At 61.3% G+C, this 18,364-nt stretch carries 26 protein-coding genes; 12 read left to right on the top strand and 14 right to left on the bottom strand.

The window, feature by feature from the left end; all coding sequences use genetic code 11:
• The 4 genes from GM668_RS14420 to GM668_RS14435 form a co-directional block, all read right to left on the bottom strand.
• Positions 1-682, bottom strand: a 682-nt coding sequence (locus tag GM668_RS14420; RefSeq protein ID WP_155439667.1) for an IS1595 family transposase, incomplete at its 3' end; no start/stop codon positions are given.
• 127 nt (positions 683-809) lie between these two features.
• A complete protein-coding gene (locus tag GM668_RS14425) occupies positions 810-1,022 on the bottom strand; it encodes a YMGG-like glycine zipper-containing protein (protein ID WP_155439668.1) in 213 nt (70 codons plus the stop codon).
• Positions 1,023-1,125: 103 nt separating this feature from the next.
• Positions 1,126-1,428, bottom strand: coding sequence for a BON domain-containing protein (locus GM668_RS14430; RefSeq protein ID WP_155439669.1), 303 nt, complete (start codon positions 1,426-1,428; stop codon positions 1,126-1,128).
• A 109-nt stretch (positions 1,429-1,537) separates the two neighbouring features.
• A complete protein-coding gene (locus GM668_RS14435; RefSeq protein ID WP_155439670.1) occupies positions 1,538-3,571 on the bottom strand; it encodes an AsmA family protein in 2,034 nt (677 codons plus the stop codon).
• Between the two features lie 223 nt (positions 3,572-3,794).
• Here GM668_RS14435 and GM668_RS14440 point away from each other — a divergent pair, with 223 nt between their 5' ends.
• The 6 genes from GM668_RS14440 to GM668_RS14465 all read left to right on the top strand — a co-directional run bounded on the left by GM668_RS14440 (position 3,795) and on the right by GM668_RS14465 (position 6,937).
• On the top strand, positions 3,795-4,181 hold the full coding sequence (locus GM668_RS14440) for a DUF4398 domain-containing protein (protein WP_229499332.1): 387 nt from the start codon (positions 3,795-3,797) through the stop codon (positions 4,179-4,181).
• 14 nt (positions 4,182-4,195) lie between these two features.
• Entirely contained in the window at positions 4,196-5,089 is an 894-nt protein-coding gene (locus tag GM668_RS14445; RefSeq protein ID WP_155439671.1) for an OmpA family protein, read from the top strand.
• A gap of 64 nt (positions 5,090-5,153) precedes the next feature.
• Positions 5,154-5,690, top strand: a complete 537-nt coding sequence (locus GM668_RS14450) for a ferritin-like domain-containing protein (RefSeq protein WP_155439672.1) — start codon at positions 5,154-5,156, stop codon at positions 5,688-5,690.
• A gap of 56 nt (positions 5,691-5,746) precedes the next feature.
• The gene (locus GM668_RS14455) at positions 5,747-6,049 is read left to right on the top strand and encodes an ElaB/YgaM/YqjD family protein (protein WP_154373596.1); all 303 of its coding nucleotides are present in this window, start codon (positions 5,747-5,749) and stop codon (positions 6,047-6,049) included.
• A gap of 19 nt (positions 6,050-6,068) precedes the next feature.
• Positions 6,069-6,449 (top strand): phage holin family protein, encoded by a 381-nt coding sequence (locus GM668_RS14460; protein ID WP_155439673.1) that lies wholly within the window; start codon positions 6,069-6,071, stop codon positions 6,447-6,449.
• 107 nt (positions 6,450-6,556) lie between these two features.
• Positions 6,557-6,937, top strand: coding sequence for a hypothetical protein (locus tag GM668_RS14465; protein WP_155439674.1), 381 nt, complete (start codon positions 6,557-6,559; stop codon positions 6,935-6,937).
• 122 nt (positions 6,938-7,059) lie between these two features.
• Here the strand turns inward: GM668_RS14465 and GM668_RS14470 are convergent, their stop codons facing one another.
• The 3 genes from GM668_RS14470 to GM668_RS14480 are packed head-to-tail and all read right to left on the bottom strand — an operon-like array spanning position 7,060 to position 8,022.
• The gene (locus GM668_RS14470) at positions 7,060-7,407 is read right to left on the bottom strand and encodes a hypothetical protein (RefSeq protein WP_155439675.1); all 348 of its coding nucleotides are present in this window, start codon (positions 7,405-7,407) and stop codon (positions 7,060-7,062) included.
• Between the two features lie 9 nt (positions 7,408-7,416).
• Positions 7,417-7,569: a DUF3309 family protein gene (locus GM668_RS14475; RefSeq protein ID WP_155439676.1), complete on the bottom strand. Its 153-nt coding sequence runs from the start codon at positions 7,567-7,569 to the stop codon at positions 7,417-7,419.
• Positions 7,570-7,578: 9 nt separating this feature from the next.
• Entirely contained in the window at positions 7,579-8,022 is a 444-nt protein-coding gene (locus tag GM668_RS14480) for an outer membrane lipoprotein (RefSeq protein WP_155439677.1), read from the bottom strand.
• Positions 8,023-8,248: 226 nt separating this feature from the next.
• Here GM668_RS14480 and GM668_RS14485 point away from each other — a divergent pair, with 226 nt between their 5' ends.
• Positions 8,249-8,563 (top strand): BON domain-containing protein, encoded by a 315-nt coding sequence (locus GM668_RS14485; RefSeq protein WP_155439678.1) that lies wholly within the window; start codon positions 8,249-8,251, stop codon positions 8,561-8,563.
• Between the two features lie 39 nt (positions 8,564-8,602).
• Complete coding sequence (locus GM668_RS14490) at positions 8,603-9,760, top strand: AI-2E family transporter (RefSeq protein ID WP_229499334.1); 1,158 nt, start codon at positions 8,603-8,605, stop codon at positions 9,758-9,760.
• 7 nt (positions 9,761-9,767) lie between these two features.
• On the opposite strand, the gene GM668_RS14495 is transcribed toward GM668_RS14490, so the two are convergent.
• The 3 genes from GM668_RS14495 to GM668_RS14505 form a co-directional block, all read right to left on the bottom strand.
• Complete coding sequence (locus GM668_RS14495; RefSeq protein ID WP_155439679.1) at positions 9,768-10,667, bottom strand: YihY/virulence factor BrkB family protein; 900 nt, start codon at positions 10,665-10,667, stop codon at positions 9,768-9,770.
• A 66-nt stretch (positions 10,668-10,733) separates the two neighbouring features.
• Positions 10,734-11,780, bottom strand: coding sequence for an OmpA family protein (locus GM668_RS14500; protein WP_170305645.1), 1,047 nt, complete (start codon positions 11,778-11,780; stop codon positions 10,734-10,736).
• A gap of 297 nt (positions 11,781-12,077) precedes the next feature.
• Entirely contained in the window at positions 12,078-12,320 is a 243-nt protein-coding gene (locus GM668_RS14505) for a hypothetical protein (protein WP_155439680.1), read from the bottom strand.
• 262 nt (positions 12,321-12,582) lie between these two features.
• Between GM668_RS14505 and GM668_RS14510 the strand changes: the two genes are divergently transcribed.
• The 4 genes from GM668_RS14510 to GM668_RS14525 all read left to right on the top strand — a co-directional run bounded on the left by GM668_RS14510 (position 12,583) and on the right by GM668_RS14525 (position 15,444).
• Positions 12,583-13,203 carry a winged helix-turn-helix domain-containing protein gene (locus GM668_RS14510; RefSeq protein ID WP_229499336.1) on the top strand — a complete coding sequence of 207 codons (621 nt, stop codon included), beginning with the start codon at positions 12,583-12,585 and terminating at the stop codon, positions 13,201-13,203.
• Positions 13,204-13,335: 132 nt separating this feature from the next.
• The gene (locus tag GM668_RS14515; RefSeq protein ID WP_155439681.1) at positions 13,336-14,235 is read left to right on the top strand and encodes a M90 family metallopeptidase; all 900 of its coding nucleotides are present in this window, start codon (positions 13,336-13,338) and stop codon (positions 14,233-14,235) included.
• 84 nt (positions 14,236-14,319) lie between these two features.
• The gene (locus tag GM668_RS14520; protein WP_155439682.1) at positions 14,320-14,892 is read left to right on the top strand and encodes a glycine zipper domain-containing protein; all 573 of its coding nucleotides are present in this window, start codon (positions 14,320-14,322) and stop codon (positions 14,890-14,892) included.
• 195 nt (positions 14,893-15,087) lie between these two features.
• Positions 15,088-15,444, top strand: a complete 357-nt coding sequence (locus tag GM668_RS14525) for a hypothetical protein (protein WP_155439683.1) — start codon at positions 15,088-15,090, stop codon at positions 15,442-15,444.
• A gap of 15 nt (positions 15,445-15,459) precedes the next feature.
• Here GM668_RS14525 and GM668_RS14530 read toward each other — a convergent pair whose 3' ends face one another.
• The 4 genes from GM668_RS14530 to GM668_RS14545 form a co-directional block, all read right to left on the bottom strand.
• A complete protein-coding gene (locus tag GM668_RS14530) occupies positions 15,460-16,341 on the bottom strand; it encodes a universal stress protein (RefSeq protein WP_155439684.1) in 882 nt (293 codons plus the stop codon).
• A gap of 104 nt (positions 16,342-16,445) precedes the next feature.
• Positions 16,446-16,802 carry a TraR/DksA family transcriptional regulator gene (locus GM668_RS14535; RefSeq protein WP_155439685.1) on the bottom strand — a complete coding sequence of 119 codons (357 nt, stop codon included), beginning with the start codon at positions 16,800-16,802 and terminating at the stop codon, positions 16,446-16,448.
• 61 nt (positions 16,803-16,863) lie between these two features.
• On the bottom strand, positions 16,864-17,430 hold the full coding sequence (locus tag GM668_RS14540) for a hypothetical protein (RefSeq protein WP_155439686.1): 567 nt from the start codon (positions 17,428-17,430) through the stop codon (positions 16,864-16,866).
• Between the two features lie 24 nt (positions 17,431-17,454).
• Positions 17,455-18,321, bottom strand: a complete 867-nt coding sequence (locus GM668_RS14545) for a hypothetical protein (protein ID WP_211923401.1) — start codon at positions 18,319-18,321, stop codon at positions 17,455-17,457.
• Positions 18,322-18,364 lie beyond the last annotated feature (43 nt).

The following is an 18,364-nucleotide window of genomic DNA, read 5'->3' on the forward strand; positions in this document are numbered from 1 at the left end:
TCACCAGCAGGATGTCGGGATCAAGCGCCGGGCGCAGGCAGCGGTGCAGGCTGGTTTTGGTGAGCGGCCCGCGGCCGGTCACATAGTCCAGCGTGCGGCCGTTGCGGTCGCGCGCTACCAGGATGCAGACTTGTTCATGTGAAATGCCGCGCCAGTGCGCCTTGCCGCCGCGGCGGCGCGCCGGGCGCGTCAGGTGGCGCGATCCCTTCTGCGATTCCAGCAAGAACATTTCGTCGGCCTCGGCAATGCCGTGCAGCAGCGGTGCGCGGTCGGTGCGCGGCAGCGCCAGGAAACGGTGGCGCCAGCGGAAGCTGGTGTTGCGGTGCACGCCGCTGCGGGCGGCGGCCTGGCGCACCGTGTGCGAGGCCAGCAGGCTGTCAAGGTAAGCCAGCCACCGCTCTTTATGGCGCAGCCGCGCTAGCGGCGTGCCGGTCAGGGTATTGAAGGTCTTGCCGCAGGCGCGGCAGCGGTAGCGCTGCAAGCCGCACTCGCGGCCATGCCGGTACCAGCGCGTGGCATGGCAGCGCGGGCAGCACAGTTGCGGCTGGGCCGCCTGGTCCAGCAAACGCCCCACCGGCGGCCGCGGCGCCTCCAGCCCCAGGCAAGCCTGCACTTGCGCGCACTGGTGCGCCGTCAATGCCGATAGCTGCGTCAGCAATAATCCAAAGGCTTGCATTTCCATGATACGTCTCCAGTCCCGGGATGTGATTCCTTGGACCGGACGCCGATGGGAAAGTTCCACGATTAACGCGAACAGAGCCAAAAAAAGCCCGCCAATAATGGCGGGCTTTGCCGTGTACGGCGGGCAATCAGCGTGGTGGCTTGTTGACCTGGTTGCCGATCACGCCGCCCACTGCCGCACCGCCGACAGCGCCTGCCGTGCTGCCGCCCGTCAGTACGGAGCCGGCCACGCCGCCAATGGCAGCGCCTACCGCCGTGTTTTTATCTTGCTGGCTCATGCTCGAGCAAGCGCCCAGCGAAAGGAAGGCGGCTATGGCCGCAACAGTTTTCATCGTATGCATGATGTTCTCCTAAAATGAAGGTGCCCGGCCTAAAGGCCCTGCACGCTTGAATTTAAAGTGCAGATGCCTGGCCTGAAGACCCTGCACCTTTGAACTACGTTGATTATTTCAATCGCATGTCATTGGTAACAAGCTTCACCCCTGCGACGCTGCGTGCGGCGGCCAGCGCGGTATCAATTTCCTGCTGGCTCGATACAAAACCGCCCAGCTGCACATTGCCCTGGTAGGTTTCCACGTAAATTTCCGCCGGGTTCAAGCCCGGCTGGAGGGCAAGTGCGGACTTCACGTTAGCAGTGACGACACTGTCGGCCACATAGGCATCGTTTGCCGACGTCACAGTGGTGGGTGCGCACCCCGTTAACGCCAGCATCGCGGCCAATATGGAAGTGGACAGTAAAGTTTTCATGGCATGCTCCTGTTTTTATCACTGACAGGAACACTGTAGCGGCCGAGGTGAAAACGTTCTGTTCGCCACCTAACGTGCAAGGCAAATTTGTTGCCTTGCAGTTGCATCCCTACCGGGCCTGCTTGCCCGGCGGCGGTGCTTTCGGTTTGACGCGCGCCTGCGCCAGCAGGGCCGCGCACTCGCTGTCTTTATCCGGGCCCGCATTGATCAACGGGATCAGCGCGGCAACCGGCGCAGCGGCCACCGCGAGCGCCACGGCGCCGCCTGCTTTCAATGCCAGCACTTTCTTGTCGATGCTGACGTCCGGATTTTTAAACGTGCCCGTCAAATAAATCGGCGAGCGCAACGTAATGATGCGCAAGCCCTTGCTGTCCGGTTTCATCGTCAAGTCCAGCTTTTCATTGGCCAGGTCGACCGAGCCCGTCACATACACGATCGCATCATCGGTATCGACAATGAACTGGCGCGCATCGGCTTTGCCATCGGTGACTTTGAAGTCGGCCGCCATGCAATGCAGTTTGACTTGCTTGTCGCCCATCAGCTTCGTCAGCACGACGTTACCCAAGTTCAGCCCCATTTGTTCCAGCAGCAGTTTGCTGATGGTGCCCTGGTTGATCAGCGCTTTGACTTCGCCATTGGATTTGGCCAGCAGGGTGGCGACGGAATTGCCCGTCGCCGACAGCGATGCATTGCCATTGATTTCACCCACGCTGGCTTTCAAGTCCGGCAGCGTGGGGAACAGTTCTCGCAACTTTAAATGGCGCGCATCGGCTTTCAATTCCGCGGCAATCGCATCCTTGACTTTGGTATTGCTGCCATCGAGCTTGACGTTCGAATGCAGCGTGCCGCCGGCCCAGTCGAAATTCAGCGGCGTCAGCGCCAGCACGCCATCTTTCAAATGGAATTCCGTGTACAGGTTTGCGATCGGCAACTGCTTTTCTCGCACGATGCGGTCGGCCTTGAAGCCGACATCCGCGTCGATGCTGGTCCACCGCTCGGTCTTGAACGGTTCCACCGGCAGCACTTTGTTGGCGGGCTGCACGGCGGGTACGCCGCGCACCTGTTTGCTGGCGTTGGAATCCGCGCCGACCAGCGGGCCCAGGTCGGCAAATTGCAGCAGCTTCGATGACACGTTGCCGCTCAGGTAGCCGCGCGGCTTTTGCTGTTTGTATTCCAGGTGGCCGCCAATATCGCTGGAACCGACTTTCCCCATGAACTTGTCATACACGTAGTGGCCGCTGTCTTTGCCCAGTGTCGCCGTCAAATGGCCGGACGTGCTGAATGGCGGCGTTTCCGGCAGCACGATGCCGGTCAGCGCATACAGCCGCGCCATGCTGGGGCCGGAGATATGCAGTTTCATGTCCAGCGCCGCCAGCGCAGTGGGTTTGGTCAGCGTGCCTTCAACCGCAATGCGGGTGCCGCCCAGCGTCACATCCGCCATCACGGGATACGGCGTGGTTTGCTGTTGCAGCGACAGCACGGCGCCGGCCTTGCCGTTGCCCTTGACCGGCGCGCCTTTCCAGCTGCCATGCAATGTCCACGACACGCCATACGTGGCGTCTGCATTGATGGTGTCGATGTCGGCCGTGGCATCGGCTTTCGCCACATCGTCCAGGTAGTGCACGACGCCCTTGTTGAATACGATGCGCTGCAAGTCCAGCTTCCATGGCGACGGCTTGTCTTTCTTGTCGAAGGTCCAGTTATTGGCGCCGTCGGCGGTGCGGCGCAGCAGTACGGCGGGCGCTTCGAAACGCAGCACGGGAATGGAAATCTGCTTGTCCAGCAACGCGAACGGGTTCAGGGAAAACGAGAATTCCCTGACGCTGGCCATGTCGGGCGGCGCACCGGCGGCAGTCATGGCGGCTGGGTTGCCGATATGAACGTCGTGCGCCACGAGGTGCGGCCACGGGATCCAGTCGTGCCAGCTGCGGTCGCGGTCCGGCACGACGTGTTTTTCCCAGTTCAGCGACAAGTCGCCGCGGATGGCAAACGGGCGCCCGATTGCTTCGCTGGTCTTTTCATTGAGCCAGGGGCGGGCGCGGTTCCAGTCGTAATAATGCAGCGCAATCAGCGCGGCGGCCGGGACGGCAACGAGGACGCCGCCAATGGCCAGGGCAATTTTGCTACGGCGTGGCAAGGTCATTGTGGGGGCCTTTCCGTGATGTTTCCAGTGTTAAGCATAGCGCTGCGCGGTGGCGGTCTCTGTGCGTGCCCGCACGGACCTTTTATGGCAGAGGCGGAATTCTGGCGTGCAACGGCCGGGTGCGTCAACAGCAACGCACGAGGCTCTATGTGCGTCAGCGTACTGAATGCGTTGCTTATCGGGCCTATAACGTCTGTACCCATCCAACCGAAGGAGAAAAACAATGAGCTCACGTATGCATACCGTGCCGGCCCTGTGCGGTCTGGCCGTCATGCTGCTGGCCGGTTGCGCCAGCCAGAAGGCGCCCGCCACGGCGGACGTGGCAGTGTCGCGCGCTGCCGTGGAAAGCGCGGTCTCTGCCGGCGCTGCCGATGCGGCGCCGGCGGAAATGATGTCGGCCCGCGCCAAAGTGCAGGAAGCCAACCAGGCGCTGGCGGCCAAGGATTACCAGCGGGCGCGCGACCTGGCCATGCAGGCGCAGGCGGACGCCAAGCTGGCGCAAAGTAAGGCGGGTTCAGCCAAGGCATCGGCAGCGGCAGATGCGCTGCAGGAAAACATCCGCGTGCTGCGCGAAGAACTGGAACGCGCCAACAGTACCCAGGTCAAATAAAAAAGGAGAAGATCATGAAGCCATCCTTCCTTAAACCGGCTGCGCTGGCGCTGGCCATTGCGTTGTCCGCTTGCAGCTCCGCACCCACGACGACCAGCATGCTGGACCAGGCTAGAGGCGATTACATGGCGGCGCAGGGTAACCCGGCCGTATCGCAATATGCGGCAGTGGAGTTGCGCCAGGCAACTGCCGCGCTGGACCGCGCCAATGAAGCGGCGGCGCGCCATGAAAGCATTGCGGAAGTCGACAAGCTGGCTTATGTGGCCAAGCAGCGCGTCGCCACGGCACAGGAAGTCGCCAAGCAAAAGTCGGCTGAAGCTGCGGTAGCGGACGCCGCGCGCCAGCGCGACCAGATCCGCCTGGAAGCCCGCACGATGGAAGCGGATAACGCTAAACGCAGTGCAGAACAGGCGAAAGCGGAAGCGGATGCGGCTCGCGCGGCAGCGGAGAGCCAGGCTGCGGCCACCCGCGATGCGCAGGCGCAAGCCGATGCGCTGGCCGCCCAGCTGGCGGACTTGAAAGCCAAGCAGACGGATCGGGGCATTGTCATGACGATGGGCGACGTGCTGTTTAACGTTGACCAGTCGAATTTGACGGCGGGCGGTATGCAAGTGCTGCAAAAACTGGCGGACGTGATGCGCCAGCACCCGGACCGCACGGTGATGGTGGAAGGCTTCACGGACAGTACCGGCACGGCCGAACACAACCTCGTGCTGTCGCAGCGCCGCGCGGAATCCGTGCGTAATGCGCTGATGAACATGGGCATTGAGGGCACCCGCATCAGTACGCGCGGCTATGGCGAAGAATATCCGGTCGCCAGCAACGCGAACTCGGCGGACCGCCAGTTGAACCGCCGCGTTGAAATCGTGCTGTCCGACGCGGGCCGCACTGTCAACGCCCGCCATTAACGAAAGCCAGGATGCCGGGCTTTCCGGCCGGGCATCTTCTTCACATTAAGAAACAGGAGAAAACATGGCAGCATCGACCCTATCCACGCTGGCCGGCCTTGATACCAACGCGATCCGGCAAGCTGCGCAAAACCTGGCCGATGGCCCGGTCACGGCAGGCTACAAGGGCAACCGCGAAGAAGTCATTCAATTGCTGAATGGCGCGCTGGCAACCGAACTGGTCTGCATCATGCGCTATAAACGGCACTATTACACGGTGACCGGTTTGCAGAATGCTGCTATCAAGGCGGAGTTCCTCGAACACGCGGAGCAGGAACAGGAACATGCAGATTGGCTGGCTGAGCGTATCATTCAATTGAATGGCGAACCGGATTTCAATCCAGCAACATTGCTCGAGCGTAGCCATGCCGAGTATGATGAGTCCAGGGAGGTGCAATCCATGGTGCGCGCCAACCTGATTGCTGAGCGGGTCGCCATTGAATCGTACCGCCAGATGATCGAGCAGATCGGCGAATCCGACCCGACCACGCGCCAGTTATTGATCAAGATCATGGCGGTGGAAGAGGAACACGCTGACGACATGCGTGATCTGCTGGAATAACCGATTCCGCCGGACTGCATCACACTGTTTTTAACACCCCAACTGAGGAGCCCATCATGCTGGAAAATAACATCAGTACCGTGAACAACGACGTCAAAACCCTGGTGAAAGATGCGCAAGCGCTGTTCACGGCCGCCACCGCGCTGACGGGCGAAAAAGCAGAGGAACTGCGTGGCCGCGGCATGCGGGCGCTGGACACGGCACTGGCCAAGGCCCACGAAGCCCAGCAAAGCGCAGTTGCCGCTGGCAAACAAATGGCGCAGTCCACCGACGCCTATGTCAAGGAAAACCCATGGCGTTCGATTGCGCTGGCAGCCGGCGTGGGCCTGCTGGTCGGCGTGATCCTGGGCCGCCGCTGATCCAGTGGCGCCACTCGATATGGAACAGCCAGCGCCGTCCCATCCCGGCCTGATTGCTTCGCTGGCCGCGGTGGCCCGCAACACGGGACGGCTGATGCTGTCGCGGCTGGAGCTGGCAGCCCTGGAACTGTCTGAAGCGCGCAATCACCTGGTCGAACTGGCCGTGGTGTTTGCGCTGGCGCTGCTGGCTGGCTGGTTCGCCATTGCGTTCACCACGGCCACCATCATCTTCCTGTGCTGGGAAGCCATGGGGTGGAAAATCCTGCTGGTGCTGGCGGTGGCGTTCTTGCTGATCACCATTGGCTTCATCATGAGCGCGCGTTCCATGCTGCGGCAAGGAAAATTGTCGCTGCCTGCGACCATGGCCGAGCTGAAGGCTGACCGCGAAATGCTGCTATGAGGCGCTGTTTTCAAACGACTGCAACCAGGCGTAGCGTCGCGGACAGTGCTGCTGCACGGCAAGGCGCTACAACGACGCTGCAGGCTTTTTAGTGCCAAGGAGACTCAATGAAGGATGCGGATAGTGCGGCACTGGCCGTTGCGAAAGAACGGCTGGTGCGCGAAGGGGAGTTATACCGCGTCAGCGTGGCCCATGCGAAGGGCCAGCTGGCTTATGCATTGCATCCGGATGCGTTGATGCACAGCGCCGTGGATCACGCGATGGGCGCCATGCACCACCGGTTCGGGTCACTGTTCAGCGGCCAGCATGGCGGTGGATTGGCTGGTGTCGCGGGCTTGGCCAGCGGGCTAAGCTTGCCCAAGATTTTGCCGTATGCGATCAAGGCGGGTTCGTTCATTATCCGCAAACGGTTGATCAAACCCGTGCTGCTGGCCGGTGTAGCCGCCGCGATCGCCGGCATGTGGATAAGCCACAAACACCGCCACTAAAGCTGTTCCGCCCCGACCGGCGCCGCATTCGCGGCGTTTTTCGTTTCCACTTCGCAAGAATGCGCCAGGGACTTTCTTGCTTTGCGGCAGAAAAGTCCCTGGCACCGTTTTTCAGTTAGAGATCAGCGCCCCGTGGTTTCGTACACGCTGGTGTCCATATGGTTCGCCGCGTAATTCAGCTCGCGCATATTGCTCATGTCCGCTGCGTAATTGTCGCGGGCTTCCTTCATGCAGTCGCTGCGTTCATCGGCCGCCATTTTTTTGCAGCCGATCTTGGCTTCCGCATACGCGGCGTTGATTTCCTTGCGCAGCGTACGCAATTGCGCAGCCGTGCTGCGGTCGGCCTTATACCAGCGGGCCGGATCTCCATGCCTGAGTTCCTTGCGCTGATGGGCAGCCACATCGGGTGGCGTTTGCGCCTGCGCTGCGCAGCAGGCGGCCAGCAGGGCCGCCGCGATGACTTTGTTCATGATGTCCTCCTATAGCCGCCCAGTGAGCAGCATGACCAGCAAGACCAGCACAATGATGCCGGCAATACCGCTGGGGGCATAACCCCATCCGCGGCTGTATGGCCAGGCCGGCAAAGCACCCACTAAAACCAGTACCAGTACGATCAGCAATATGGTGCCCATGACGTCTCCTTAGTAGCGATAAACACGGCCGTCGACGACACGCACGCGGTTGCCGATGCGCAGGTCGTACACGCTGTCCTGGTTGATGGTGCGGTAGTCGCCGTTATCCATGCGCACGGTGATCTGGTACGCGTCATACGGCTGGCTGCGGTTGTGTTCCACACTGTTGCCCACGACGGCGCCGCCAATTGCACCGGCTGCCGTTGCGGCGGCGCGGCCACTGCCGGAACCAATCTGGTTGCCCACCAGTGCGCCCACCAGGCCGCCCGTCACCGCGCCCACGCCACTGGTGGCAGGGTCGATGCGTACGGTTTGGATGGATTCAATCGTGCCATAGGTGGCGGCGCTGCCCATGGACGAGTAATTGGTCGATTGCACCGGGGTGTTCGAGCAGCCGGTGATCAGGGTAGAAGCCGCGATCATCAATGCTGCCATTGCTTGCGTTGTCTTCATGTTGTTCTCCTTGGTGAGGATGCAAACAGATTAGTCAGCAACATGCACAGGGTCTGTGCGGTGACGCACGCTGTTTCCGGAGCGCGTTCTGTGTTCGATAGCGTACAGATGAATCGGCGCAACTGTCCGACACTCCTGAACAACGGCCTGCTGCAGGCCCCTGCATGCCGGCATGGCACCCATGCCGGTGGACTGCTCTGATGAGCACTAACCAAGGAGTCTTATCATGAAATTTGCCCAAAAATTTGCTGCTGCCGTCTTTACCGCCGCCACCGCGTTTGCTGTTGTGGGCTGCGCTTCCACGCCAACCAAGGAAAGCGCCGGCGAATATGTTGACGATTCCATGCTGACCACCAAGGTCAAAGCCAGCATCTTCAATGAGCCTTCGCTGAAATCCACGGAAATCAACGTGGAAACCTTTAAAGGCACGGTGCAGCTGAGCGGCTTTGTGGCGCAGCCTGCCGACATCACGCGCGCCGGTGAAATCGCCCGCAGCGTGAAGGGCGTGAAGGAAGTTAAAAACGACATCCGCGTGAAGTAATGATGGCATGCGGGACCGCGACGGTCCCGCACCACTGCAATGATGCCTGCCGCCTTTCCTCCCGAACCTGATGCTGCCGCCGAAGGGGAAAGCGGCGCTGCTGCCGAACGCCTCCCCATCCACGTCAATGCGCGCGGCCTCGCACTGGGCGTGATTGCCACCGTCGCCTTTCTCTATGCGTTGCAATGGTCGCGTGCGTTTCTCGTGCCGCTGTTGCTGGGCATCCTGATCACCTATACGCTGAACCCCGTCGTCTGCTGGCTGGAGCGGCTGCGTATTGCGCGCCCCGTGGGCGCCACGCTGCTGACGGCGTTTATTCTGTGCGGCCTGGCATTCGGCGCCGAGCGCCTACACGGTGAATTCCAGAACATCATGGACGAGCTGCCCACTGTTACACATAAAGTGTCGACGCTGTTGCGGGCCAAGCTGGGCAGCGGCCCCAGCACGCTGGAACGCATCCAGGCAGTGGCTAATGAAATTGAACAGGCGGCATCGGGCAGCGCAGCCCGCAAGCCTGCCGCGCGCAAGACGCCGTCCGAGACGGGCGGCATCAAGGTCATCGACTGGGTGTGGGCCGGTTCCATGGGACTGGCAGGCTTTGTGTCGCAAGCGACGATGGTGATTTTCCTCGTCTTCTTTTTACTGCTGGCAGGCGACACGTTCAAGCGCAAGCTCGTCAAGCTGACGGGGCCGTCGCTGACCCAGAAAAAAGTCACGGTGCACATCCTGGAAGACATCAACAGTTCGATCCAGCGCTATATGTTCATGCTGCTGGTGACCAATGCGTTACTGGCGTTGCTGACGTGGCTGGCCTTGCAAGCCATCGGCCTGGAAAATGCGGGTGCGTGGGCCATCGTGGCAGGCTTGCTGCACATCATGCCGTACTTTGGCCCGCTGCTGGTGACCAGCGCGACCGGGCTGGTCGCGTTCCTGCAATTCGAATCGCTGGAAATGGTATTGCTGGTAGCGGGCGCGTCGCTGGCCATTGCCACCTTGGTGGGCACGTTTGTCACGACGTGGATGACGGGCAAGATCGCGCGCATGAATCCTGCCGCTGTCTTTGTCGGGCTGCTGTTCTGGGGCTGGCTGTGGGGCGTGTGGGGCTTGCTGCTGGGCGTGCCCGTGATTGTCATTGTCAAGGTGGTGGCCGAGCGCATCGAAGGCATGGAAATCGTTGCGGAATTGCTCGGCGAATAACCACCGGTCAGCCCATTTTCAACTCGCCGTGTTCATCGCGCGGATGGTGTTTCAGGCTGCCGATCTGCAGCGCATACTGGCGCGCGAATTCCGCACCGAGGAAAAAAATCTGCGCCGAGTAATACACCCACAGCAGCAGGGCTATCAGCGAACCCGCCGCACCAAAGCTGTCGGCCACGCCGCTGTTGCCGATGTACGCGCCAATCGCATATTTGCCCAGGGTGAACAGTGCTGCCGTGCCCAGCGCGCCAATCACGACGTCGCGCCACGACAGTTTTATACGCGGCAGCATTTTGTAGATCACGCCGAACATGGCGGCAATGACCATAAAGCTGATGACCCAGTTAAGGCCCGTCAACAGCATGGTGGTATTGCTCCAGTGGCCCTGCCAGAATTTTTCCACGACCGACAGGACGGCGCTGACCACCAGCGACACCAGCAGCAGGAAGCCCAGCACCAGCACCATGCCAAACGACAGCAGGCGCGTGCGGATGGTATCCCACAGCGACCCTTTTGTGAGCGGGGGCAATTGCCAGATTTCGTCGAGGCTGGCTTTAAGTTCCGCAAACACCGTGGTGGCGCCGAACAGCAGCAGGATACCGGCAATCAGCGTGGCCCACATGCCATCAACATGGTTGCGCGCACCGGCCAGAATCGCTTGCAGCGCTTCCGCGCCGCGCGCGCCCATCAGGCCACGCAATTGTTCAAACAATTCGCCCTGCGCCGCCTGCTGGCCATAAAACAAGCCGGCAATGGCAATCACCAGGACCAGGATGGGGGCAATGGAAAACGCGGTATAAAAGGCGAGGGCGGCGCCCTTGCTGCTGTCGCGGTGCTCAAACCATTCCGTGATGGTACACATTGCAACCGTGCGCAGGGTGCGGCCCCGATGACGCAGTATTCTCATCAGTAGGCTCCACAAAAGAAAAGGGGCCAATGGTGTTTGGCCCCTTTTCGTGATTGCTGCAGAAAGTTAGTTCACGCGGCGTTCAATCGTCACTTGGTCGATTTCAACGCGGCGGTTAGGTTCCAGGCACTTGATCAAGTCTGCACGCTTTTGCTTCTTCGCGTCGCATGCCACGAGCGGGTTCGCTTCGCCTTTGCCAATCGCGTTCAGACGGTCCGCTGCCACGCCTTTGCCCACCAGGTATTGCTTGACGGAGTTGGCGCGCTGTTCGGACAGCTTCTGGTTGTATTTGTCGGAACCCAGGCGGTCCGTGTAGCCTGTGATGGTGACGTTGTTCACGGATGGGTTGTTCACCAGCAAGGTGGCCAGTTCGTCCAGCTTAGGCTGGTTCGGGTTCAGCTTGGCGCTGTCGAATGCGAACAGTTCGGTAGCCGACATCGTCACTTTTTCAAACTTCGGCGCAGGTGGTGCTGGTGGCGGTGGTGGCGGCGGCGCTACTGGCGCTGGTTCCGGTGCGGGTGCGGCTTTTGGCGCCGGTGCCGGCGGCACTGGCTTCGCGCCCAGCGCGTAGTTCAGGCCCACGGTCAGGTACAGGTTGTTGGCTTTGTCGCCGGCAGCCGGGAAAGCGGAACCGCGCAGGAAGCCGTGCACGTTGCGCAGGTCGGCTTGCAGCGACAGGCGGTCCGTCATGTCAGCCTGGAAGCCCAGGCCGGCGCTGACGAATGGCGAACTTTTTTGTGTTTGCGGGTTGATGCGCAGGTTGGTCTTGTCGCGCTCTGCACCGGCGCCCACCACGATGAATGGACGGAACGACTTACGGGAGAACAGGTACAGGCCATCGAGGCCCAGGGTTTCTTGCTGGTAGCGCTGGCCGGCTTCTTTCGAGCGGGCATAGGTGTAACCCATTTGCACGTCCCAGTTGTCGGTCACTGGCTTACCGAATTTCAGGCCGGCGCCGTAGCCGGTTTTGTCCACGCCAAAGTCCGAATCCGGTTTCATGGCGCTGATCGATGGCTGGATGTACCAGGAAGGATTGATGGCTGCGTCTTGCGCCATGGCGGCGGTCGAGCACAGCAAAGCCGTGGCGATTGCGATTTTCTTAATGTTATTCACAAGTTACTCCCGATGTTTAAAGGGTAGTGCTGTTGCACCACAATATTTCCAGCATGTCGCTGTTGGACTGCACTTTATGGACATTCGTACAACGTCACTGTGCGCTAGCGCACATGCATATCGTCATCGTTGCGGAATTACTACAGTCCAGTCCCGGACAGCCGTCACGGTGGCCGCCCGTAAAAAGCCGCGCCGCACCAAAAATGGTGCGGCGCGGCATTTATTGTAACAGAGTAACTTAAACCGCCCGAAGCGGCATCGTTGGTTACAAACTGAAACGCTTACTTAATAAACGACTCAGCGGGCAGGCTCGGCGGGTGGGACCACGACCGTGGTATCGCCTGGTTTGCCCGGCTCACCTTGCGGACCAGGCGCGCCCTGTGGACCTTGCGGGCCTGGAGGACCTGGGACGGGTACAGGGACAGGCACGGCGGCCGGCGCCGGCGTTTCCACGACAGGCGGGCTGTTGTTGACTGTTTTTTCACATGCGGTGAGGGTGAGGGCGGCCGCCACGGCGGCCAGCAGCATAGGTAATTTCATGATGTCGTCCTTCACATGGATAAGGTGCCGCCAGCATAAAACCCGCCGCAGCCCGCTTCTGTTCGGGAACGCACCCAACCATTCCATAACAATTTGCCTACGTATTTCCAGTATTGCTCACTTATGTTCGTTGCCGCACAGACCAAAAACTGACGGAAAGGCATCCTGATTACCAGATGTAGACGACGCACGGCGCCTGAATCCACGGCGCGTGCCGCGATCCACAGAATCGCGCCTCTGGCTATTGATAAGGAGTATTCACATGCATGCATTCAGAGAAAACCAAGAGTCCAGCCTCGCTGATCAGCACGAACCGGCAAAGTTGACGGAGAAGCCGAGACTGGCACTGGTGGAGCGTCCCGGCCCCGTCCCTGAGCGCAAGCCACTGTCCCTGGCATCGATCGAGCGCGTCCGCTCGACGTCCGCTACCCTGCGCCGCATTGAAAACATGCAAAAGTTGATTGCTGAACTGCAACAGCATGAAATGCTGGCGGATGAAATCGCCTGGTTCCTGAAATTTTCGCCGTCGGGCGCCCGCAAATATATCCGCGACTTGCGCGATGCGGGTGTGATTGAATTGTCCCGCTATATTGAAGGCACCGCGACGTACCTGGGCAAGGCTGTGTATCAATTGACGCCCGACGCGGAGCGCGTTAAACAATTCCTGGGCGCCATTTCCCAGCCCAAACGCGAAGGCACGCCGCCCCGTAAAGAACGCCCCAGCCTGCGCGAGCAAGCCATGGCCGGCGCCGGCCGCCACTTCCACATCCTGGCCGATGATACGCACTATGCGATCCGCGTGAACCGCGGCCCCGTGACGCGCGACCCGCTGGTGGCCGCCCTGTTTGGCGCCGCGCCATCGATGCAAAAAGCGCAGTCCTGACCGCGCCGTCGTGCTACAGTAAAAACAGCCGGACTTCGTTCCGGCTGTTTGCATTGATGCGCTTGAATTGCTCATTGAATTGCATTGTTGGAACCCCATCTTGGTGGCTGACCGATAACAATGGACGGCACTATGGAAGCATTGTGGTGGATTCCCCTGCTGGCGCTGGCATGCGCCTTGCCTTTTCTGGTGCCCCGCTGGCGGTTGCAGCGCGCGCTGGCGCAACCTTTGCCACCGCATGCGCTGGCGATTGTTGAGCGCAATATCCCCCCCTACCGCCGCATGGATGCGGCCACGCAGCAGCAATTACTGCAATTAACGAAGCATTTCCTGCACACGAAAAAATTTGTCGGGTGCGAAGGCTTGGAAATCACGGACGAAATGCGCTACACGATTGCCGGGCAAGCCAGCATGCTGGTACTGAACCGGCCCAATAAAGTGTACCGCGCGCTGCATACCATTCTGGTCTATCCTGGCGCTTTCCTCGTGCCCCGGCGTGAAGTGGGGGCGGGCGGCGTCGTCACGGATATGCGGCAAACGCTGCTGGGCGAATCGTGGGAAGATGGCCGGGTTGTGCTGTCTTGGGATGACGTGCTGCATGCATCGCATCACTGGGGCGAAAGCCACCATGTCGTTCTGCACGAGTTTGCGCACCAGCTCGACAGTGAATCCGGCCACACGAATGGCGCGCCTTACCTCGGCAGTCCGGACAGTTACCGCAGCTGGTCCGCCGTGCTGTCGCGTGACTTTGCTAACTTGCAATACGACGCTTACTATGGCCGCACGGACAGCGTAATGGACCATTATGGCGCAACCAGTCCGGCGGAATTCTTTGCCGTGGCGACGGAAACTTTCTTTGGCAAGCCGTGGCAAATGCGCGAACGCCATCCGGCCTTGTATGACGAATTGCAAAAGTATTACCGCGTCGACCCGCGCGACTGGACCGATGCACCGCCGCCGGCCTGGACGCCGGACGTGGTATTCACGGCGCCTTCCACGTTGGGCCGCTCCTACGCCATTGCCAACTGGTAATCTACACTCCCGTGCGTGAGCGCACGGACTGCCTGCGCCGGTACGGGCAAGCTGGTGCGCCAATACTTCACACAGGAGCGCACCATGAGCACCATCATTGCAGGCCATTTTCAATTGCAGGAAGAAACCGCGCGCGCACGCGATGCATTGCTGGCGGCGGGGTTTCCTGAAGCACGCATCAGTACTTTTTTCGTCAATCCACCGGGCCAGCACAATGCGCTGGACTTGGGCGGCGACCGTGACAAATCGCCCGGCGCCAAGGAAAGCGATGCCGGCGTGGCCAAAGGCGTTGCGGCCGGCAGCGCCGTAGGCGCTGTGGTGGGCGCGGCAACTGCCCCCGTGACGGGACCGCTGGGCGCCGTCGTGGGCGCGCTGGTCGGCGGCCACGTGGGTTCGCTGTACAGCTTTTCCCACATGAAGGAAGCGGGGGAGGCGGAACAGGGCAGTATCGCCAACGAAGTCGAGCAGCGGCCCAGTGGCATGCTGGTGGCCGTGGCCCTGGGCGATACGGATGACATGCTGGCGCAAGAACAGCGCGCCATCGACGTGCTGCGCCAGCTGGGCGCCCACCACATTGAAGAAGCAGAAGGCAACATTATTGACGGCGACTGGCAGGATTTCAATCCGCTGTCGCTGCCCGTATTCATCACCCGCTGAACCACCCTGTGCGTGTTGCAGCGCTGCACACATTTCCCCAAGAATTGTTTGAAGCACGGCGTTGTTGGCTACGTTAGTTGCTACAATCAAAATACGAACTGGGATGCCCGGCCTGAAGGCTGGGCGCCCATGTCGTAGTAAAGCGATCCTCACACACCCGCCACCACGGGAAGTTATCAATAAAGGGGAGCTGCGATGACGCACGCATGGGTGGAGCTGACCCGTCCCGATGGCCGCAGCGTTGCTGCGCCGACGGAGGCGCAACTGGCCGCGGCGCTGGCTGAAGTGTATAGCGGCAAAGTGCAGGCGCCGGATGGCGGTCCCGGTACGGCGGTATTACGTTTCGGCTACGACGATGGCTTGATGTATGAAGTGGAAGTCGCTGCCGGCGGCGACATCTGTTACGCCGAATGGTCCGACCGCGATTGCGAACTGGCGCTGGCCAATCCCCGCAAGATGGCAGGCGCCAAGCAGGAAGCCGCCATGCAGTTATGGATGTGGCTGGCACAGCGCCAGGTGGCGAAAATCCGCAGCCAGGCGTGGCACGAATAGGTCCGTCGCCGTCCTTTAATGCGCCATCAGCACCGGCAAGGTCATCGCTTCCAGCACCGTGCGCGTCACGCCGCCCAGCAAGGTTTCGCGGAAACGCGAATGGCCATACGCGCCCAGCACCAGTAAATCGCATGCCTGGTCTGCAGCCAGGCTCAGCAACGCTTCACCTGTGCCGGAAGGCCGCTTCAACATGCCGGTCCGCTCGGTCTGGCGCACGAGGATTTCCGCATCGATGCCATGCCGCATCAGGAATTTCAGCAAATCGGCGCCGGGCGATTCGCCGTGCAGCGCCTTTTGATAATCGGGATCGAATACGGCAATGAACACGTGATCGGCGCGTTTTAATAGCGGCAAGGCTTCGCGTACGGCGCGCGCCGCTTCCTTGCTGCCATTCCATGCCACCAGGATGCGCCGCGCCGGCGCATGGGCGGCGCCTGCCGGGCGGGGCAGGCCGGCATAAGGCACGACCAGTACGGGCCGGCCGGAGTTGGTCAAGACCTGGGCCGGGAATTCCGTACCGGCCACGGTGGCGACATGTTCCGGATCGGCCTGGCCGATCACCACCAGGTCGGCATGGCGCGCCAATAAACTCAGGCCGGCGCCGGGATCGTCATCGACGACGCGCTGTTCAAACGACTGCAAACCCAGCCGTTGGACCAGCGGCGCAAATTGTTCCAGCGCGCGGTTTGCGCGTTCACGCAAGAAATTCAAATGCAGGGCAAGGTTGGGGTCTTGCTCATCGAGGATGGCGTTCTGGTACAGCACGCGCGAAATCCCCGTCAGGGCAACGCCCAGCAAATGGCCGTCATCTTGCAGCGCCAATTCCACCGCGTAGCGGATCCGTTCCGCCACGCGGGGCGTTTCATCCACGTGCACCAGTATCGACCGGTAAGCCATTGCTTGACCTCCCGCAGGGGACATGGCTTGATTATAGGCTTGCCTTGCGCGGGATGGACACTCGCATGCCGTCACGCGTGTTGCGGTACCGGCTGCGCAACGCGTCAGCGCGGCCTGCGTTCGCTGCGGGTCTGGCACGCGATACACAGCGTGGCTTCAGGCCGCGCGTGCAAACGTGAATAGCCGATATCGTTGCCGCAGTTTTCGCAACTGCCGTAACTGCCGTCGCTGAATTTGGCCAGCGCGTGCTTAATGGCGCGCAATTGCGTCATCTGGTGGCCTGCGGTTTCTTGCTGTAACTGGTTCATCGTGCGGTTGCTGGCGCTGTCGGCCGGCGACGTTTCCACTTCTTCCACAGCAGGACCTGCGGTGGCCAGCGCTACCTGGTCCAGCAGCATGTGCCGGCGCTGTTCCAGCGCGGTGTGCAGCGCGTTCAGCTGTTCCTCGGTCAATCCGTTCATTGCTGCCTCCTCTTGCTTTCTATAGTAGAGGGGGCAGGCGGGACGGCGCGCACAATAGCGCCTATGGTTTCCCTTCGTCATGCAGCGTATCGAGGCGGCGGCGTACGTCGCGCACGGCGGCGGGCCACTGTTCCGGCCTGCCCGTGGCCAATGTGCCGGCCAGCGTCACCAGGTCTGCCGCCAATGCAACCAGGTTCTGCACCTTGGCAACGCAGCGCAATTGCTCTTGCGCCACGGCCGTCACAGCCAGCACGTCGTGCCGGACATGGTCCACGTCTGCCGTTGCGAGAATCGCCGTCTGCACATACAGGCGGTTGGCGCACTGGCGCAGCAGTACTTCCTGTTCAAACAAGTCTTGTGCTGCTTGCTGCGTGATGCCGTGTTCCAGCGCATCGCTGCGCGGGGCGTGATCGTGGCCGCGCTGGCGGATGGCGCGCATGATGCGCTCGTGCAGCGCGTCGGCCATGGCGGACAGGCTGTTGGCGAGCGCTTCAATGCCACCGGGCGGCGCCGTGGGGGCAGGTGGCGCAGTCGGCGCGGCGGCAGCCGGCGAAGGCGGTGCGGACCGCACGGCTGGCGCAGATTCGGCAAGGGGTGCTGCTGGAGCAGGGGGCTTGGTGGCGCTCATGGCAATCTCCGGTGGCAGTGCGGCTCAAGGTTGATCCAGTGGCGATAAGGTGGCTGGCCGCGGCGCGCTGTCCGCACTGCCGCGCGCAGGGCCGGATGCCTGTTGCGGCGCGTTGGCGGCCATGGCGTTGTCCGGCGCTTCCATCCGCTGCAGCAGCGCCGTATGGGCGGCGGCAATGGCGGCCACATGCTTGATGGCCAGCGTGTGGCGCAAGCCCGCCTGCCGGTATTCCTGCGCCAGGCCCAGGCGGTGCGCTTTGGCCAGCACGGCCAGCAAGCGGTCACGCGGCGTATCGGCAAACGGCAATTCCACATCGAGCGTGCCCAGTACGATGGCGCGCTCGTTATCGCTGCTTTTGTCGTAATAGCGCAGCAGGCGCTGCATGGCGTCCAGCAGCAATTGCAGGTGCGGTTCCGCGTCATGCACCATTTGCCGCACAGCGTTATCTTGTTCTCGCTGGGTGGCGGCGCGCGCCAGCACCCGCGCCAGACCGCTATAGGCATTGACGTGGCGGCTGTCGAGACCGGCATCGGGCCAGGCTTTGATGCTGCCGCCCAGCGACTTCAACGGGGCATCGAGCGAAAAGGTATCGCCACCCGCCAGCCGGCCCAGCGTGTGCATGTATTGCACGACGGCGTCATGGATGGCCATGAAGTCGGCAAACGCCGTGTGCCGCTCCGTATTGGCGGGGCGTTCGCGCGCGTCGGCTGCCACCGACAGATACGGACGTTCGCGGGTATACGTATCGCGGAAGCGTTCGCTGAGGTCGGCGTAGCTGTCCAGTTTGGCGGTATCGGCGGCAAATGCGCGCGCATCCTGCAAGCGGGGATTAGTGGTGCAGCCCGCCAATGCCGCCAGCAGGCAAAAATTGACCAGGGGGCGCAAGTTCATGTTTCCTCCTGTTAGGAATGAAAGCTGATCTTGCTCCTGGTAA

Origin of the sequence: Pseudoduganella ginsengisoli, from assembly GCF_009720865.1 — a bacterium.
Taxonomy (GTDB): domain Bacteria; phylum Pseudomonadota; class Gammaproteobacteria; order Burkholderiales; family Burkholderiaceae_D; genus Rugamonas; species Rugamonas ginsengisoli.

Excerpts from the sequence above, each read along its gene's own strand:
- GM668_RS14510 (WP_229499336.1), top strand. The coding sequence starts at position 12,583 with ATGCATGCATTCAGAGAAAACCAAGAGTCCAGCCTCGCTGATCAGCAC.
- GM668_RS14465 (WP_155439674.1), top strand. The coding sequence starts at position 6,557 with ATGAAGGATGCGGATAGTGCGGCACTGGCCGTTGCGAAAGAACGGCTG.
- GM668_RS14505 (WP_155439680.1), bottom strand. The coding sequence starts at position 12,320 with ATGAAATTACCTATGCTGCTGGCCGCCGTGGCGGCCGCCCTCACCCTC.
- GM668_RS14515 (WP_155439681.1), top strand. The coding sequence starts at position 13,336 with ATGGAAGCATTGTGGTGGATTCCCCTGCTGGCGCTGGCATGCGCCTTG.
- GM668_RS14475 (WP_155439676.1), bottom strand. The coding sequence starts at position 7,569 with ATGGGCACCATATTGCTGATCGTACTGGTACTGGTTTTAGTGGGTGCT.
- GM668_RS14480 (WP_155439677.1), bottom strand. The coding sequence starts at position 8,022 with ATGAAGACAACGCAAGCAATGGCAGCATTGATGATCGCGGCTTCTACC.
- GM668_RS14485 (WP_155439678.1), top strand. The coding sequence starts at position 8,249 with ATGAAATTTGCCCAAAAATTTGCTGCTGCCGTCTTTACCGCCGCCACC.
- GM668_RS14470 (WP_155439675.1), bottom strand. The coding sequence starts at position 7,407 with ATGAACAAAGTCATCGCGGCGGCCCTGCTGGCCGCCTGCTGCGCAGCG.
- GM668_RS14450 (WP_155439672.1), top strand. The coding sequence starts at position 5,154 with ATGGCAGCATCGACCCTATCCACGCTGGCCGGCCTTGATACCAACGCG.
- GM668_RS14440 (WP_229499332.1), top strand. The coding sequence starts at position 3,795 with ATGAGCTCACGTATGCATACCGTGCCGGCCCTGTGCGGTCTGGCCGTC.
- GM668_RS14430 (WP_155439669.1), bottom strand. The coding sequence starts at position 1,428 with ATGAAAACTTTACTGTCCACTTCCATATTGGCCGCGATGCTGGCGTTA.
- GM668_RS14535 (WP_155439685.1), bottom strand. The coding sequence starts at position 16,802 with ATGAACGGATTGACCGAGGAACAGCTGAACGCGCTGCACACCGCGCTG.
- GM668_RS14455 (WP_154373596.1), top strand. The coding sequence starts at position 5,747 with ATGCTGGAAAATAACATCAGTACCGTGAACAACGACGTCAAAACCCTG.
- GM668_RS14530 (WP_155439684.1), bottom strand. The coding sequence starts at position 16,341 with ATGGCTTACCGGTCGATACTGGTGCACGTGGATGAAACGCCCCGCGTG.
- GM668_RS14435 (WP_155439670.1), bottom strand. The coding sequence starts at position 3,571 with ATGACCTTGCCACGCCGTAGCAAAATTGCCCTGGCCATTGGCGGCGTC.
- GM668_RS14445 (WP_155439671.1), top strand. The coding sequence starts at position 4,196 with ATGAAGCCATCCTTCCTTAAACCGGCTGCGCTGGCGCTGGCCATTGCG.
- GM668_RS14490 (WP_229499334.1), top strand. The coding sequence starts at position 8,603 with ATGATGCCTGCCGCCTTTCCTCCCGAACCTGATGCTGCCGCCGAAGGG.
- GM668_RS14525 (WP_155439683.1), top strand. The coding sequence starts at position 15,088 with ATGACGCACGCATGGGTGGAGCTGACCCGTCCCGATGGCCGCAGCGTT.
- GM668_RS14520 (WP_155439682.1), top strand. The coding sequence starts at position 14,320 with ATGAGCACCATCATTGCAGGCCATTTTCAATTGCAGGAAGAAACCGCG.
- GM668_RS14495 (WP_155439679.1), bottom strand. The coding sequence starts at position 10,667 with ATGAGAATACTGCGTCATCGGGGCCGCACCCTGCGCACGGTTGCAATG.
- GM668_RS14460 (WP_155439673.1), top strand. The coding sequence starts at position 6,069 with ATGGAACAGCCAGCGCCGTCCCATCCCGGCCTGATTGCTTCGCTGGCC.
- GM668_RS14540 (WP_155439686.1), bottom strand. The coding sequence starts at position 17,430 with ATGAGCGCCACCAAGCCCCCTGCTCCAGCAGCACCCCTTGCCGAATCT.
- GM668_RS14425 (WP_155439668.1), bottom strand. The coding sequence starts at position 1,022 with ATGCATACGATGAAAACTGTTGCGGCCATAGCCGCCTTCCTTTCGCTG.
- GM668_RS14545 (WP_211923401.1), bottom strand. The coding sequence starts at position 18,321 with ATGAACTTGCGCCCCCTGGTCAATTTTTGCCTGCTGGCGGCATTGGCG.